This is a genomic window from Flavobacterium pallidum (assembly GCF_003097535.1).
In the GTDB taxonomy this organism is placed as follows: Bacteria; Bacteroidota; Bacteroidia; order Flavobacteriales; family Flavobacteriaceae; genus Flavobacterium; species Flavobacterium pallidum.
In genome coordinates this window covers 2,985,617-3,002,293 of sequence record NZ_CP029187.1, presented here as the reverse complement: position 1 = coordinate 3,002,293, position 16,677 = coordinate 2,985,617, and the positions used below count along the sequence as shown (strand labels likewise).

Genomic DNA, 16,677 nt, shown 5'->3' with positions numbered 1-16,677 from the left:
GCAGTGTAGCTTTTTTTCCAGCGGGATTGATTTTCGGCCATGGGTTAATTTTTAACGGAAATCAGGTTGGCCATCAGGCGGTACGCTCCGGAAACGCCTTCTGGCAATTCCCTGAAAAAGCTCAGCCCGGTATAGATATAGTGGCCTTTGCCATAACTGGCTACGAGCAATGCACCGTTTTTTGCAGGTTCGCCCTTGTCATTTGAAGAAAGGATAGGAGTGAAGGCCTTATCCCATTCATTCGGGTAATACAAACCCTGTTCCTGGCGCCAGCCTTCGAAATCCTTTGCGGTGATTTTGTTGGGTGAATTCAGTATGTCCGCGTCAGGCTTTAGGAAACGCACGGGCGCATTTTCTTCCGTAACCCGGTCGCGGGATAATTTCAATGGGAAAGGCGCAATTTTATCGGTAACCAGATCGTCGGTAGTGTTGTATTGCACGATCATCGTTTTACCTTCTTTTACAAAATCAAATAATACGTCCTGTTTCAGCGATAGTGCCTGGACAACATTGTAAGCGCGGATGCCCGTCATGGCCACATCGAAATTCATCAGCCGTTCCTTAGAGATTTCTTCAGGCTTCATCACCGTTACGGAATATCCCATCTGTGTCAGGCTTTTCGGTACTTCATCGCCAACGCCCATGATGTAGGCAATCTTCTCCGCTCCGGTTTTGATGTCCAGCCTGATAAAACGTGCTTCGGCAGGCTTCAGGACCTGTTGCCTCGAAATATGGTCATAGTTGATGTTGATTTGTTCCTGGCTGAAAGATTTCCCGTCGATCACAGCCGTTGCCTTTGCGAGTGCCTCACTGCCCATTGCAGGAGGGAAAACTTCAAAGGTGAAAATTTGTTCAGCGCCTTTCCTGCTTAAATCAAAAGCCGTTTGTGAAGGAATAATTTTCCAGCCTGCAGGCAGGTTCAGCGAAAGATTGCCTGTCACATTGTCTTTTCCGGCTTTGACTGCCACTTCGATGTGCTTTGATTTTTTCGTGTTGAAGATGGCAACTTTGTTGAGTATGGACAGTGAAACATCGGGGACAATATCAAACGGACGGAAAATCTCGCCCTTAACATCATCATTGAATTTATAAACGATGTCCTTGTCGAAAGGAATCACAATGCCGTTAATATTAATATTGAAAACAGCCTTCAATTCCCGGATCACATCTGGTTTACCGATATTGAGCTGCTCATTGACACGGTACATGCCGATGCTGCCTTTTTCATCAAGCCAATAAGGTTGCGTGTAAGCCATTTGCTGTCCTATTTCAATTTCCTGTTCGATTGTGAAAGGAATGTTGTTTTTCAGTAAAGCGTTTTGTGGCATTGTATTGTGGTTTGGGAGAAAAGTCACTGATGTCAGGGTCATATCAGTATCGCTTCTGTTCGTCACCTCAGCTTTTACTTTTATCCTGCTCCCCGGGGTCGTTTCCTCAATATTGGTTACGGCTTCCAGATAAAGTCCTGTGCAACCTGCTATAATTTTCTTTATTTCTGCCAATTTCAGGGGTTTCCAATGGTCTTCATTCAATGCCTGAATCATCTGGTAAGCCTTGACAAGATTTGGTACGCTGGCGGCAGGATTTTTGAAATCAAAGTTTTTTTCTACCTCAGCAAGCAGGATGCCGATCGGTTGCCCTCCTTCCACACGATTCCATGAAGTATCGATGCCTTCAAATATATCGGATTTATTTTCAGGTTTACTGCCTTTTATGAATTCAAGATATTCGGTTTCTTCCCCACGCGTACCAGTGCTTCCGAACCCCTGAGATTGGTGTCGGCTGCGGCTTAGCGCTGCGATCTCCTGGTTTGATTTGCCCAGCATCGGGAAATAAACACCGTTTTGCAGGCTGTACATATTGCTTTTATCAGCCTGTTCGAATTTTTCCTTACTGCCATAAAACCACCATGAGGTATTGAAGAACATGCGTTTTGGCTGCCACGGCTTTACATATTGCAACTGTTCGGGATATGATTTCGGGTCATTTACGAGGTCGAAACTTTCAAAACTCAGCATAGCCGAAGCCGTATGATGCCCATGTGTTGTACCCGGTGTACGATGATCAAAACGATTGATGATCACATCGGGCTGGAATTTGCGGATTTGCCAGATGATGTCACTTAAAACCTGGCTTTTATCCCAAATGTTTAACGTTTCGTCAGGGTTCTTGGAATACCCGAAATCGTTGGCACGGGAAAAGAACTGTTCGCCACCGTCAATCTTGCGCGCTTCGAGCAATTCCTGGGTACGGATAGTTCCCAATAGTTCGCGCAGCTCCGGGCCAATAAGGTTTTGCCCGCCGTCCCCGCGCGTCAGTGAAAGGTAACCGGTCCTGTATTTTTTATCATTGGCATAATAGGAAATCAACCGTGTGTTTTCATCATCAGGATGTGCGGCGATATAAAGTACCGTGCCAAGGACGTTGAGTTTCTGGATTTGGGCATAAATGTCGGCGACATTTGGTTTTACAGGCTGCTGTGCCTGGATGCTGCTATTGACAGAAATAATAAAAAGCAGTAAAAAGCTGATTTTTCGCATGTTCCGGTTTCAATTTTTGATGGTCGCCAAATATACCCAATAATATCAAACCCATAACTGCATTGCCTTTTGTTTAACAAAAAAGCCCCAGACGGGGCTTCGATTTTTCAACTTATTTTAATGATGTCCGTGGCCTTTTCCATGTCCTTTGCCGTGGTGTTTCCCATGCCCTTTTCCGGGTTTGCGGTCCACATAAACCACGGCAGGACGTCTGACAACTACGGGTGCATACTGGGCATAATGTTTTTTGTAATAAATATATGGCCTATCCCCGCGATAGTCGCTGATTTCTATTTTACGGCACTTGTCGTAAGAATAGTTTCTGGCCCGTCCAGGTAAGTATTTAGCGCGGATCCAACGATTGTTGGTCCTGTAAATATACCTCTTAGTTGAGACATCGTAATACGAAGAATAGTCAGGAAGGTAATAATACCTTACTACAACCGGTTTCGGAGTTGCCTCGACAACCGTAGGATTAATGTTTAGGTTGATCTGCGCATTTGTGACAATTGCAAACAACAGTAATGCAAAGGTTAATCGTAATGTTTTCATAATCGTAGTTTTAAATATTATTAATTTTCGAATCGGCCTTTGGTTTGGTTTAAAGGCGAAGGCATTTTTCCTCGGATTGACCTGAAAAGAATTTATTTTTTCGTCACATGGACTCTTTTAGCCTTCACTTTTCCTGAGGATTTTACCGCTACGGTATTCGACTTTGTAGCAACTACAACCGTTTTTGGCTTCACATACAACACTTTGTGCCTTTCAATATCAACATAAGGCGTGTCCCCACGGTAATCACTCAGTTTAATCCAGCGGACCTTTTTAGCCTGGCCGGGCGGAAGATTCTTCCAATGACCCCATTTGCCATTTTTCAGATAAATGTAAGTCTTGTCATTAGCGTCATAATAAGCTTCAGCTTCCGGAAGGTAATAATACCTTACAACTGGAGTTTCAGCGGTCGTTCCTATATTGATCGTAGTTTGTGCATTTGCCCAAAGACCATTCAGGAAGATCAATGCTATTGTTATTTTAAGTAATTTCATAATCGTTGACTTAGGTTGTTAAAAATGCTTACAATAGTAAGATCAGCAGCAAAATGATAATGATGATGGCACCAACCGAAAGGTAGACACCGCCGCCTGTGGATCGCAACTCTGATTTTATGGCGCGTACCTCTTTGCGGAGTGCTTTTCTTTCCGCACGGGACATATCGGATTTGTCCATAGCCTTAATTTCCTCAAGGCGGTCAAGCAGCACTTTCACCCTGGCAGGCATTTCCCCTGTTGGGTCAGCACTTAATGTATGGGTAACCGGAGCCGTCGCTGCAAATGTATTGGCAGGGGCCAATGTTAAGGTAAGCAGCATCATTACTAAATATAAGGTTGATTTTTTCATTTTACTAGGTTTTGGTTTAACATTTTTATGAATGTAAATTTCAGATTGTTTTGCGTGAAACCCCTTACGGAATTACGTGTAATGGTTGTATAATTCGCATCCTATTAAAAACTGCAAATTGCCTGCAAATCTATTTCTTGTCCCAGTTCAATGTTTTTTAAGTGTAAACACTGGAACTTTGTCCTGTAATTAAAACACAAAATCATGGAAACAAATAATAAAAATACTACGCTGCACAAAGCTGCTACAAGAGGCTATGCCAATCACGGCTGGCTCGAATCATACCATACTTTCAGTTTCGCCGGATATAATAATCCGGAGCGGGTACACTTCGGGGTGCTCCGCGTATTGAATGACGACCGCGTAAATGGCGGAATGGGTTTCGGCACACATCCGCACCACGATATGGAAATCATTTCGATCCCGCTTGAAGGTGATTTGGAGCACAAGGACAGTATGGGTAATACGGCCGTGATCCGCAAAGGAGACATACAGGTAATGAGTGCCGGAAGCGGCGTTACCCACAGTGAATACAATAAAAACCAGGGTGAGGCTGCAAAGTTCCTGCAGATTTGGGTAATACCAAATAAAAGAAATGTGGTGCCGCGTTATGACCAAATCACATTAGATGTGGCCGACAGGCACAACAGGTTACAGCAAATACTATCTCCTAATGCTGACGATGAAGGCGTATGGATCCACCAGGATGCCTGGTTTCATTTAGGGGAATTTGACAATCATATTACTACTTCCTACAATCTTAAAAAAGAAGGAAATGGCATCTATGCATTCATCCTGAAAGGAAGCTTCGAAATTGATGGACAAACGCTTGGCACCCGTGACGGCTTCGGCATCAGTGATACAAACACTATTAATATCACATCATTGTCGGAAGGCGCAGAAATCCTTTTGATGGAAGTGCCCATGGAGCTTCCAACCATAAGCTAATTTCAATTCATCATTAAATAATTAATTTAAATAAACAATAAAATTATGTCGACAACAAAATGGGTCATCGACCCGACACACTCAGAAATCGGATTTAAAGTAAAACACATGATGTTTACCAATGTTTCAGGAAAGTTTGACAAGTTCGACGCTTCCATTGAAACCGAAGGCGACAGTTTTGAAAACGCCAAAGTGCATTTTACCGGGCAAACCGATTCCATCAACACCGGAAACGCCGACCGCGACAACCACCTGCGCAGTGGCGACTTTTTCGATGCGGCACAATTCCCTGAACTGAAATTTGAAGCCAATTCGTTTACCAAAATCAACGAAGGCGACTATGAACTAAACGGCAACCTGACTTTGCACGGAGGAACAAAACCGGTACGCCTAGCGGTAGAATTCGGCGGACTGATGAAAGATCCATGGGGAAACACCAAAGCAGGATTCTCCATCACCGGAAAACTGAACCGCAAGGATTGGGGGCTTTCATGGAATGCCGCTTTGGAAACAGGCGGGGTTTTGGTAAGCGAGGAGGTGAAATTGGTTATTGAACTACAGTTTGTGAAGCAGTAATTTCATACTTCATATTGGTACAGGGTACAAAGTCCAGGGTTTTATCCTGAACCTTGTACCGTGAACCTTTTTTACTAATTTTACAGCATGTCACAATATAATAAAACCAACTTCCACAAACATACCTTCTGCGTATTTGAAGAAAAACCGTTGTCGGAAGTTTCCGGTATGCGCCCAAACCATAAAAGCAAATCCGGCAGCAGTTACTTTTTTATGGAGAGTGGCGTGTATCGTTTGTCAGACCATTGGGGGCGGGCAGCGAATTGCAAATGGCGTTTGGAAGCTGCTGATAAGAAACATGGTTTAAGACTCGGTTTTGCATTTTGGGCAACCTTCCATCCTGACAATGAAACAGAGAAATTGTATTTCATAGATTACGATCCGCAAACCCGGACAGTGGTGTACCAGCACAAGAATAATCTTAAGCTTGATGATGTCAAAACATTGTTTAGCGCTCCAGAAGTCACCAAAAGGATCCGTGAAATCCGCAGCCTCTTCGCTTCAGAAGCATGGGCAAGGCATTTTGACGGTGATATCGAAACCTTACGCAATAACCTGATTGATGATATTGCCATCCACGGTAAAACACTGCAGCAGGCGAAATCTTCTTTATCTTAACCCCAAAAGTTTAGAACCCTGGCTTTGCGGATCTTTTGCGCCTTTGCGGTTAAATATTTTCGCAATGCTAAAAAGACTATCTTTGCGCCCTGTTTTACAGCAATAAGGCTGTGACAGCTATCTTATGCAATTTGAAGACCTTTCATTATCGAACAATATACAACGTGCCGTAGCCGATTTGGGCTATACCAATCCTACGCCAATCCAGGAACAGGCCATCCCTATTGTCCTTGACGGGCGCGACCTTATTGGTTGTGCGCAAACAGGAACCGGGAAAACGGCGGCTTTTGCCATACCGATTATCCATCACCTGCACCGGCTTGTGGGGTCTGGCAGCAAACTGAAGCATATCCGCGCCTTGGTCGTCACGCCAACCCGCGAATTGGCGGTACAGATCGGGCAGAACTTCGACGATTACGGAAAATATACCAGCATACGCCAGTTGACTATTTTTGGAGGCGTATCACAAATACCACAGGTCGAACAGCTTCGTAAAGGAATCGACGTATTGATTGCGACGCCCGGAAGATTACTTGATTTGCACAAACAGGGATTTATCAACCTGGATCACTTGCACACTTTGGTTTTGGATGAAGCGGATCAGATGCTCGATATGGGTTTTATCAATGATGTAAAGAAGATCGTAAAGCTAACGCCAAATAACAGGCAAACATTGCTTTTTTCCGCCACCATGCCGATTGCGATCCGTGAACTTGCCGAAATGTTCCTAAAAGATCCTGCAACGGTTTCGGTAACACCGGTTTCTTCTACGGCCGAGAAAGTAAACCAGAAAATCTATTTTGTTGAAAAAACTGAAAAGCGGAATCTTTTATACCATCTTATAAGAAATGAAAACCTGCACGATGTATTGGTTTTTTCCCGTACAAAGCATGGTGCAGACAATGTTGTAAAAGCCCTGCGTAAAAGAGGCGTTGCCGCCGAAGCCATCCACGGAGATAAATCCCAGAGTGCGCGTCAGCGTGTGCTTGATGCTTTCAAAAATAAGGAAGTGGGCGTACTTGTAGCTACCGATATTGCCGCAAGGGGAATCGACATCGACCAGCTGCCTTATGTGATCAACTTTGATTTGCCGAACATACCAGAAACTTATGTGCACCGGATCGGAAGGACGGGACGTGCCGGAAATGCCGGCGAAGCGATTTCGTTCTGCAGCAAAGATGAGCACGGTTACTGGAAAGACATACAAAAACTCATTAAGGTTGATGTGCAGACGATTTCCGACCATCCATGGCCGTGGCATTCTGGTGAGCCTGAAGCGGAAGCAGAAGCGGCACCGGCGGCAAACTCGAACCGTAGCGGCGGTAGACATAAGAACTCCCGGAAATCTACCGGTTCGAAGCAGAATAAGAAGCGGTGGTATTAGGAGGTGCAGGGTTCAATATTTTAGTCTTTGGATTTTAAGACCGCTGCGCTATAAGAGTATTAGACTATTAGCGTAATCTTAAAATCTTACTGTCTTACCGTCTTAAAATCCCTATTCATTTAAATCTCACCCTGACGATTTTATTCCTGCCAGCGGCAAAAGCTACAGAATCATTCTGGAACCGGATGGTGTATAAATCCTTGTCTTTCAATAATTGTTTCCAGTTATTTCCTGAATCTGAAGAATACTGCAATCCGGATGGGCCCACGCAAACGAGTTGTTTTGCATGGCTGCCCGGTACATATTGTACACAGGATGCGTAACCAAAACCTTTGTTTTCGGCAACCAGTTTCCAGTTTTTCCCACCATCAGAGGTAATGGCTTTATTACCGTGGTTTTGGCCTGGGATTTCGTAATCACCACCGGCAATGAATCCGTTGTTGTCATCATAAAAATCGGCGGTGAAGATGCCCGTCATGACTTTACCCTGTACAATTGGCGTGTTGTAGACGTTCCAGGTTTTCCCTTTATCAGGCGAATGGAACAAACGTGATTTTTTTCCGCCGGAAACCATCCAGATGTTACTGCCTTTTACAATCAGGTTGGTATTGCTTGCTGCAAATGCTGCTTCGCCTTCTGTGATTGCAGGTAATTTATCACACAGAATTTTCTTCCAGCTGTCGCCGCCGTCAGTTGTTGTAATTACGGAAAGACAGTTTCCAGTCGGGTCCCCCATCGCGATGCCTCCCTTATCGTTAAAAAACTGCATGCTGTCATAAAACGCTTTGGGGTCATTTTCGCGATACACTATTTTTGCCTGCCTGCCGTCTTTTGAGATTTTATATAACAATGCAGGACTTCCTACATTGAGGATAAATATGTTTTCAGCGGTTTTGGAGATGCTTCGGAATTCCGGTTTTAAAGAATCAAGGGCGATATGGCCGTTGAACATTTTCCCTCTGGAGAGGTCGTAAAATCCGTATTTGCCATCATTGGCGGCATACCATAGTTTGTCCTTATCAATAAGAATTGCCCTTATCGACATGCTGTCAGCAGTAATCGTGTCAACATCTGCGGAAGCGAAAATCCTTTCAATGGCATTATCGGCTTTCGGATTTTCGGCAGGGTCTTTTTTACAGCAAATTAAAAATGAAGCACTTAAGGTGATAATCAGGAATTTTTTCATCTCATTGAAATTTAGACGTATTAAATTTAAGGTTTTTAAAGAAGGTGTGCATCAGAAACAGGCAGGCAAAATGGCTGCATATATAAAATTTCGTTAATTTTGTACCTTTAAATTCTATTTATGAGCTCACATAAAAGCCACCTTAATAAACTCACATTAGGTGGATTACTGATCACTTTAGGAATCATCTATGGTGATATTGGAACTTCCCCACTTTACGTAATGAAGGCCATAGTCGGTGATGATCCAATCGCTGCCGATGTGGTATTGGGCGGGATTTCATGTATCTTTTGGACACTCACGCTACAGACCACGATTAAATATGTAATCATCACGCTGAACGCAGATAATAATGGGGAAGGTGGGATATTTGCGCTGTATGCACTGGTAAGGCGGACCAAAGTGAAATGGCTTATCGTGCCCGCTGTGATCGGGGGAAGTGCTTTACTCGCCGACGGCATTATTACGCCGCCCATTTCAGTTTCTTCGGCAGTTGAAGGATTAAAGACATTTTATCCTGAATTGGATACCGTTCCATATGTCATTGCGATCCTGATCATCCTATTTTCAATCCAGCAGTTTGGAACCAATCTCGTCGGGAAATTCTTTGCCCCTTTGATGCTCATTTGGTTTTCAATGCTGGCTGTATTGGGTATTTCACAGATATATGGGCATATTGAAATTTTCAAAGCGCTGAATCCTTATTATGCTTATGAGTTACTGGTGGAGCATCCAAGCGGAATATTTTTACTGGGTGCCGTATTCCTTTGTACTACCGGGGCTGAAGCGCTTTATTCTGATATGGGGCATTGCGGCAGGAAAAACATAAGGGTGAGCTGGATTTTTGTAAAAACGACACTCGTGCTCAATTATGTTGGGCAGGGTGCCTACCTGATCGGACATGAGGGGCAAAAACTGGAAAACCTCGGTCGTGGTAACAATGGCAATCCATTCTACCTCATTATGCCGGATTGGTTCCAGCCTTTTGGGATTACCATAGCCACGATGGCTGCGGTAATTGCGTCACAGGCGCTAATCAGCGGTTCTTTTACATTAATCAATGAAGCGATGCGCCTTAGTTTCTGGCCTAAAGTGCGTATCAAATATCCATCGGACCATAAAGGCCAGCTTTACATACCGTCAATCAACTGGTTGCTTTTGGCAGGATGTATTATGGTCGTCTGGCATTTCCAGGAGTCTAGCAAAATGGAGGCAGCATATGGACTTTCCATTGTCCTTTGCATGATCATGACCACCATCCTGCTGAACTATTTTATGATTATGAAAAGGGTGAAATGGTATTTCATCGGTGCCATAGTTACCTTATATCTTGCCATCGAGTTTGCTTTTCTTTTTGCCAACATCCAGAAATTCCGTGAAGGAGGATACGTTACGGTATTTATCGCATTGGCACTCATTGGCATCATGGCCACCTGGTACCGCGCCAAGAAGATCAGTAAGAATTATACCAAGATGGTCAAGATTGAGAATTACAAGAAAGTGCTCAATGAATTAAGTTCAGATTTGACGATTCCTAAATATGCCACGCATCTGGTATACATGACGAATTCTGCAAGGACGGATGAAATTGAGGAAAAGGTACTATATTCAATTTTACAGAAACGGCCTAAACGTGCTGATTTATATTGGTTTATACATGTGAATATCCTCAACGAACCTTATAAGACAGAATATAAAGTTACTGAAATCATTAAGGATGATTTGATCAGGATTGATTTTAATCTTGGTTTCCGTGAACCGACAAAAATCAACATCATGTTCAAGGAAGTCGTGAAGGATTTGGTGAAAAATGGCGAAGTTGACATCACCAGCCGTTACGATTCATTGAGCCGTAACAATATCATCGGTGATTTCAAATTTGTATTGTCCGAGAAATTCCTATCCAATGACAGCGAAATGCGTTGGGATGAGAAAATCATCATGAATACCTATTTCTTTTTCAAGAAACTGAGTTTATCAGAAGAAAAAGCCTTTGGGCTGGACAGCAGTTCCGTGAAAATCGAGAAATTCCCGATGGTGCTTCATCCACCGGAAAGTATTTGCATGAAACGTGTTCAAAATCAGTAATCTGGAATAGTTTTTGTTATAAGGGAAGTGTGTGTAAGAAATGTAGTTTAGTTAAATAAATACTAAATGTACATTTTTCAATAAACATTTATTGACTTTTATCGTCTAGCTGTTAAAGAGAGACACTCACTAAACAATTTAAACAAACTCAGGTTATGAAAACAAAAGCCTTATTTCTAATGATTGTTGCCCTTACAGTGAACCTTACAAGGGCACAGGATGTGACTACCGTTAATGCTAAAAACAGCGACATCAGTGACAACCTCGATTTGCGTGCAGTAGCTTCCATTTTTGGAGAATCTGCGAATCTTGAAGATTTTGAAAAGCGACTCAATGACCCGAAAGCTCAAATCTCCAATCTTGATCTCAACAACGATGGGAAAGTAGATTATTTGCGGGTGATTGAATCTACAGAATCCGGAACCCACCTGATTGTTATCCAATCCATTTTAGCAAAAGATGTTTTCCAGGACATTGCCACGCTTGAAGTCGAAAGAGACCATAATAATGAAGTGCAGGTACAGGTTGTGGGTGATGCTTATATGTACGGCCCGAATTATATTTATGAGCCGGTATATGTTACCAGGCCTGTGATTTATAATGTATTCTGGACTGATTATTACAGGCCTTATTATTCACAATGGTATTGGGATTATTATCCTGGTTACTATTATACATGGGCCCCATATCCTATTTACCGTTACAGAAGACACGTTGACGTTTGCATCAATACCCACAACCATTACAATTACGTAAATGTAAGAAGAAGCCAGCGTGCTGTTGCCTTGTATAACGGCAGAAGAAGTAATGGTTATGAAGTTGCCCACCCAAACCGCTCTTTTTCACAACGTAACAATAATGTTGCAAATCGATATGAGCTGGACCAACGAAGGGAAGCATCTGCTTCAGACAGGATTAAAGCCGGCACGAGGGCTAATAACACAGGTACAAGAAACAACACCGCAGTACGAAGCAATGGAACAACTCCGGTAAGAACAGTGACACCGGGAAGCAGATCAGAAACTTCTGTAAGGGTAAATACTCCGGTTCGCGGACAGTCTTCAACAGCCCAGACTCCCGTGAGGAATACCCGTTCAGAAGCGACAGTTGCTCCTTCGAGGACTCCGGTTCAGGAAACCAGGCAGAATGTAGTGACAAGGACTGAAACCAACATAAGAACGGTAGCTCCTGCAAGGACGATCCAGGCGGAGCCCCGGCAAACTGCTCCGGTAAGGACAGAAACGAAAGTCAGAACCAGCGAGCCTGCAAGGACCGTAACGCCATCCAGGTCACAGAATAATAACTCTGGCGGGCAGAGAAGCAATCGCAGAGGATAAAGAAATTTTCTATAAACAATTAAAGCCTGAAAACATTTTCAGGCTTTTTTTATTTATAAATCAGTTTGGATTACATTTGCATGGCTCACAAAAAAAATATTTTTTTCCATCTCATAACATATAAAAATGAAGTCGTTCCTGAAATTGATCCGTATCCAAAACCTTATAATGATTGCCCTGATGCAATTCATTTTTAAGTATGGCTGCCTGGACATGCGTAACGTACCTACTGCTTTGAATCACTGGCAATTTGCACTTTTGGTATTGGCAACTGTACTGATTGCCGCTGGCGGCTACATTATCAATAATATTGTCGATCAGGATACAGATCATATCAACAGACCCAGCAGTGTTATAGCGGGGAAAGTAATTTCGGAAAGCACTGCTTACAACATCTACGCAGCACTTAATATAGCAGGGGTAGGAATTGGATTCTACTTGTCAAACCTGATTCAAAAACCTGGGTTTTCGGCGATTTTTATTGTGATTTCTGCAACCCTTTACCTGTATGCAACAAGTTTTAAAAGAAGTTTTTTAATTGGGAATATCCTTGTTGCCGCCATTGCTTCTATGAGTGTTATCATTGTAGGGATTTTTGAATTATACCCGATGACTGCTCATGCCATTACGCCAGAAGAACAAGGTACTTTTGCCATGTATTTCGAGATATTCTTAGATTATGCCCTTTTCAGCTTCCTGATCAATCTTATCCGTGAAATCACTAAGGATGCAGAAGATATTGAAGGCGACACAGCGATGGGTATGAATACATTGCCCATTGTGCTGGGCTTGAAAATGACAAGAAAAATCCTGTTCACAATGACTTTGATCATGGTTTTGGGTTTGTTGTATTACATTAATATCTACTATATTTCCAACAGCCTCTATGCGATTTCCGCTTATATGCTGGTATTGGTTGCGGGTCCGCTGGTATATTTCATGCTTAAGGCTTTCCCAGCCGCAACAGCCAAAGACTTCCATCTGCTGAGCAATGTGCTCAAGCTTGTTTTGTTTTTCGGGATACTGTCTATCCTGTTACTTAATATCAACATCAGATATGCTTAGGCAGAAGCTCAAAAATTACCATATTATCCTGGCTTCAGGTTCGCCGAGGAGGCAGCAATTCCTGCGTGACCTGGATATTGATTTTGAAATCAGGCTTAAAGACGTCGAGGAGGTTTATCCTGAAAACCTTCAGGAAAATGAGATTACGGAATTTCTTTCAAAATTGAAAAGCGATGCTTTCGAAGGCGAATTAACACCAAATGACATCCTGATCACCAGCGATACTATTGTGTGGTTTGAAAAGAAAGCTTTAGGCAAGCCAAGAAATTACGATAATGCTTTCCAAATGCTGAAATCGCTTTCCGGCAAGACGCACATGGTGATCACATCAGTAAGTTTTCGTTTTCAAAATAAAATCGATACGATTACCGAAACCACACAAGTGACGTTCAATACCTTAACCGAGGATGCCATCCGTTATTACCTCGACCATTATAAACCTTTTGATAAAGCCGGCTCATACGGAATCCAGGAATGGATAGGTTTTATCGGGGTTTCGAAAATTGAAGGCTCTTATGCCAACGTCATGGGGCTTCCTGTCGATAAAGTGTACCAATACCTTTCAGCACTTTCATAATCTTTAAATTCTATAACTTATAAAGTATTTTCCGTAATCCGTTTTCACGGAATAAGCGTCAAATTTGTTCATTATTATTAGGAAAAATTGTGCAAACCAAAAGCACATCGATAATATGAACAGCAAATGACAGAAACAATAAAATTCCCTTTTTATGCCCGTATGGCGCTCATTTTAGTGTGCCTCATTTCTGTGTTTTATATTTTTTATGTAAGTAAGGACATTATCGTACCGGTAATTTTCGCGTTTATATTTTCCATCTTATTGCGTCCTGTCATGCAATTTTTCAGGAAACTCCATTTTCCTCATGTGCTTGCGGTCATTTTCACGGTATTGATTTTTGTGCTTATCGTTTTGGGAATTGTCGTTTTTCTTTCCGTTCAGATCAGTGATTTTACAGAAGATTGGGGCATGATCAAGAAGAATTTTTCCATACACCTGTCACACCTTCAGGAGTATGTGCGCGATCACTTCGAAATCAGCCGGCGCGAACAGCAGGAATACATTGACAGTGCTACAAAAGACACCATGAAGACCGGGAAAGCCATGCTCGGCAACACCCTGCTGAGTTTTACCGATACGCTGATGAGCCTGATTCTCGTCCCTATCTACATGTTTCTCATGCTATTGTACCGTACGCATTTCATGAAATTCCTGTGCAAGCTTTTTAAATCAGAACATCATGCGAAACTGGAGGAAATCATCACCCAGATCAAAGTGGCCGTTAAAGGCTATATCAATGGGTTGATTATCGAAATGATTATCGTTTCTGTACTCACAACAGTGGGCTTTATGATTATTGGCGTAAAATATGCCATTCTCCTGGGCCTCCTTACTGGTTTATTGAACCTGATCCCATACATCGGGATTCTGTTTGCGGGATTCCTCAGTATTGTAGCGTCACTTACCGGTTCGCCGGACTTATCCGTTATTGTCGGGGTTATTGTGGTAAATCTTATCGTCCAGTTCATCGACAATAATATCCTGGTGCCGATGATTGTCAGTTCCAAAGTTGAAATCAATGCATTCATTTCCATACTGGGTATCATTATCGGCGGTGCCATTGCCGGAATTCCGGGAATGTTTCTTGCCATTCCGCTCATAGCCATCATGAAAGTCATCTGCGACCGCATTGATTTTCTCGAACCCTGGGGCTATCTTGTAGGCGATGACCTGCCTAAAACTTACCAATGGCGTAAAATGAAATTCCCATTATACACCTACGAAAACAACGCTACAGTACATGTCGCCGAAGAAATCAAGAAGCCGTTATTCACCGTAACATCGACTGTCGTCAAACCCGTTTCCGAAGAAGAAAATAAACCCAACACCCAATCTGAATTGCCATGACAAAAATTATACCTATCAGGAAAATTAGCCATTATGCAAGGAAGAAAACGATTGATGTAACCGATGGCACCATCAGCAACACGAACAAGTTCAGGAAAGCAGCCGAAAATACCGCTGATGCTTTTTTGTTCATACTCAGGGTCATCAGGAATACTTTTTCACGCGGATTCGAATTCCGTGAATTCATCAAGCAATGTTTTGAAATCGGCAATAAATCCCTACCGCTTATTTCGATAACCGGAATCATTATCGGTTTGGTTCTAACCATTCAGTCGCGTCCTGTATTGGTCGACTTCGGGGCAGAGACCATGCTCCCGGGCATGGTCGCCATTTCGATCATCCGTGAAATGGGCCCTGTAATCTGCGCGCTGATCTGCGCAGGGAAAATAGGGTCGGGTATGGGTGCCGAAATCGGGTCTATGCGTGTCACCGAGCAAATCGATGCCATGGAAGTTTCCTCCACAAATCCGATCCGTTTCCTGATCGTGCCGCGTGTACTGGCCGCAACATTCATGTTGCCATTATTGGTTTTATATGCCGATGCACTCGGAATCTTCGGGAGTTGGGCCGGAGCCAATATTAAAGGCGATGTGAGCTTTGTGCTTTTCATTACCCAGGCTTTTGGTGATGTGGCGTTCATGGATTTCATTCCCGCATTCATCAAGACCTTCTTTTTTGGTGCGGTGATCGGATTTACAGGATGTTATAAAGGATTTAACGCAGGACGGGGAACCGAGAGCGTGGGTATTGCCGCGAATTCTGCCGTAGTGATGGCATCGCTTCTGGTGATTATTGTCGATTTGATTGCAGTACAAATTACTGATATGTTATGAAAAACGAAAATCCACATACTGAAAACGTAGTTGAGGTCAGGAACCTGTACAAGGGTTTCGGTGACATGCAGGTACTCGACGATTTATCATTTGAGCTTCGCAGAGGTGAAAACCTTGTCATCCTGGGGAAATCCGGTACCGGAAAATCAGTCACCATCAAATGCATTGTGCGTTTGCTCACGGCTGATTCCGGCAGCATTAATGTTTTAGGCCATGATGTCAATCAGCTTAAAGAAAAAGAGCTGAATGAAATCCGTCAGAAAATCGGTTTCCTGTTCCAAAGCGGTGCCTTGTACGACTCGATGACGGTAAGGCAGAATCTCGAGTTTCCTTTACGCAGGATTAAGAAGGATTTGTCAGAAACCGAAATCGAAGCCAAAGTAAAAGAAGCACTGGAAAACGTGGGGCTTCCTGAAGCTATTGATAAAATGCCGTCGGAACTTTCAGGCGGGATGCGCAAAAGGATCAGCCTGGCCAGGACCATTATCGTCGATCCGGAAATCATGTTGTATGATGAGCCTACTACGGGTCTCGATCCGGTAACATCACATGAAATCAGTTTGCTGATCAATGACATCCAGCAGAAATATAAAACATCTTCGATCGTCATTACGCACGATATCGAGTGTGCCAGGACAACCGCCAACCGGATGATTATGCTAAAGGAAGGCAGGGTTTACAAAGAAGGGAAACCGCAGGAGTTTGAGCAAACCGATGATGAGCTGATCAATTCCTATTTCCAAAGTCAAAACGTCAAAAATCTAAAAACAACATAAA

Annotated in this window: 16 protein-coding genes; 11 read left to right on the top strand and 5 right to left on the bottom strand. The window is 43.1% G+C overall.

Translation table 11 applies throughout. From position 1 onward, the window contains the following. Positions 1-44: 44 nt before the first annotated feature. The 4 genes from HYN49_RS12545 to HYN49_RS15185 all read right to left on the bottom strand — a co-directional run bounded on the left by HYN49_RS12545 (position 45) and on the right by HYN49_RS15185 (position 3,938). Positions 45-2,540: a PIG-L family deacetylase gene (locus HYN49_RS12545; RefSeq protein WP_108904436.1), complete on the bottom strand. Its 2,496-nt coding sequence runs from the start codon at positions 2,538-2,540 to the stop codon at positions 45-47. Between the two features lie 117 nt (positions 2,541-2,657). After that, positions 2,658-3,092 carry a hypothetical protein gene (locus HYN49_RS12540; protein WP_146185099.1) on the bottom strand — a complete coding sequence of 145 codons (435 nt, stop codon included), beginning with the start codon at positions 3,090-3,092 and terminating at the stop codon, positions 2,658-2,660. A 92-nt stretch (positions 3,093-3,184) separates the two neighbouring features. Then, positions 3,185-3,586, bottom strand: a complete 402-nt coding sequence (locus HYN49_RS12535) for a hypothetical protein (RefSeq protein WP_108904434.1) — start codon at positions 3,584-3,586, stop codon at positions 3,185-3,187. A 28-nt stretch (positions 3,587-3,614) separates the two neighbouring features. Continuing rightward, complete coding sequence (locus HYN49_RS15185) at positions 3,615-3,938, bottom strand: hypothetical protein (protein WP_181368958.1); 324 nt, start codon at positions 3,936-3,938, stop codon at positions 3,615-3,617. A gap of 204 nt (positions 3,939-4,142) precedes the next feature. Between HYN49_RS15185 and HYN49_RS12525 the strand changes: the two genes are divergently transcribed. The 4 genes from HYN49_RS12525 to HYN49_RS12510 all read left to right on the top strand — a co-directional run bounded on the left by HYN49_RS12525 (position 4,143) and on the right by HYN49_RS12510 (position 7,464). Continuing rightward, positions 4,143-4,886, top strand: coding sequence for a pirin family protein (locus HYN49_RS12525; RefSeq protein WP_108904433.1), 744 nt, complete (start codon positions 4,143-4,145; stop codon positions 4,884-4,886). A 45-nt stretch (positions 4,887-4,931) separates the two neighbouring features. Continuing rightward, on the top strand, positions 4,932-5,462 hold the full coding sequence (locus HYN49_RS12520) for a YceI family protein (RefSeq protein ID WP_108904432.1): 531 nt from the start codon (positions 4,932-4,934) through the stop codon (positions 5,460-5,462). Positions 5,463-5,549: 87 nt separating this feature from the next. Further along, complete coding sequence (locus HYN49_RS12515) at positions 5,550-6,080, top strand: hypothetical protein (RefSeq protein ID WP_108904431.1); 531 nt, start codon at positions 5,550-5,552, stop codon at positions 6,078-6,080. A 124-nt stretch (positions 6,081-6,204) separates the two neighbouring features. Further along, positions 6,205-7,464, top strand: coding sequence for a DEAD/DEAH box helicase (locus HYN49_RS12510; RefSeq protein WP_108904430.1), 1,260 nt, complete (start codon positions 6,205-6,207; stop codon positions 7,462-7,464). 115 nt (positions 7,465-7,579) lie between these two features. On the opposite strand, the gene HYN49_RS12505 is transcribed toward HYN49_RS12510, so the two are convergent. Further along, positions 7,580-8,650, bottom strand: a complete 1,071-nt coding sequence (locus HYN49_RS12505) for a sialidase family protein (RefSeq protein ID WP_108904429.1) — start codon at positions 8,648-8,650, stop codon at positions 7,580-7,582. Positions 8,651-8,770: 120 nt separating this feature from the next. Here HYN49_RS12505 and HYN49_RS12500 point away from each other — a divergent pair, with 120 nt between their 5' ends. From HYN49_RS12500 to HYN49_RS12470, 7 genes are all read left to right on the top strand, one after another. Then, positions 8,771-10,738 (top strand): KUP/HAK/KT family potassium transporter, encoded by a 1,968-nt coding sequence (locus HYN49_RS12500; RefSeq protein ID WP_108904428.1) that lies wholly within the window; start codon positions 8,771-8,773, stop codon positions 10,736-10,738. 155 nt (positions 10,739-10,893) lie between these two features. Beyond that, positions 10,894-12,075, top strand: coding sequence for a hypothetical protein (locus HYN49_RS12495; RefSeq protein WP_108904427.1), 1,182 nt, complete (start codon positions 10,894-10,896; stop codon positions 12,073-12,075). A 126-nt stretch (positions 12,076-12,201) separates the two neighbouring features. Continuing rightward, positions 12,202-13,140, top strand: a complete 939-nt coding sequence (locus tag HYN49_RS12490) for a geranylgeranylglycerol-phosphate geranylgeranyltransferase (protein ID WP_108904426.1) — start codon at positions 12,202-12,204, stop codon at positions 13,138-13,140. After that, positions 13,133-13,717: a Maf-like protein gene (locus HYN49_RS12485; protein ID WP_108904425.1), complete on the top strand. Its 585-nt coding sequence runs from the start codon at positions 13,133-13,135 to the stop codon at positions 13,715-13,717. Before HYN49_RS12490 ends, HYN49_RS12485 begins: the two co-directional genes overlap by 8 nt. 126 nt (positions 13,718-13,843) lie before the next feature. After that, on the top strand, positions 13,844-15,067 hold the full coding sequence (locus HYN49_RS12480) for an AI-2E family transporter (RefSeq protein ID WP_108904424.1): 1,224 nt from the start codon (positions 13,844-13,846) through the stop codon (positions 15,065-15,067). Continuing rightward, a complete protein-coding gene (locus HYN49_RS12475) occupies positions 15,064-15,900 on the top strand; it encodes an MlaE family ABC transporter permease (RefSeq protein WP_108904423.1) in 837 nt (278 codons plus the stop codon). The genes HYN49_RS12480 and HYN49_RS12475 overlap by 4 nt, the downstream gene beginning before the upstream one ends. Beyond that, on the top strand, positions 15,897-16,676 hold the full coding sequence (locus HYN49_RS12470) for an ABC transporter ATP-binding protein (protein ID WP_108904422.1): 780 nt from the start codon (positions 15,897-15,899) through the stop codon (positions 16,674-16,676). The genes HYN49_RS12475 and HYN49_RS12470 overlap by 4 nt, the downstream gene beginning before the upstream one ends. Position 16,677 lies beyond the last annotated feature (1 nt).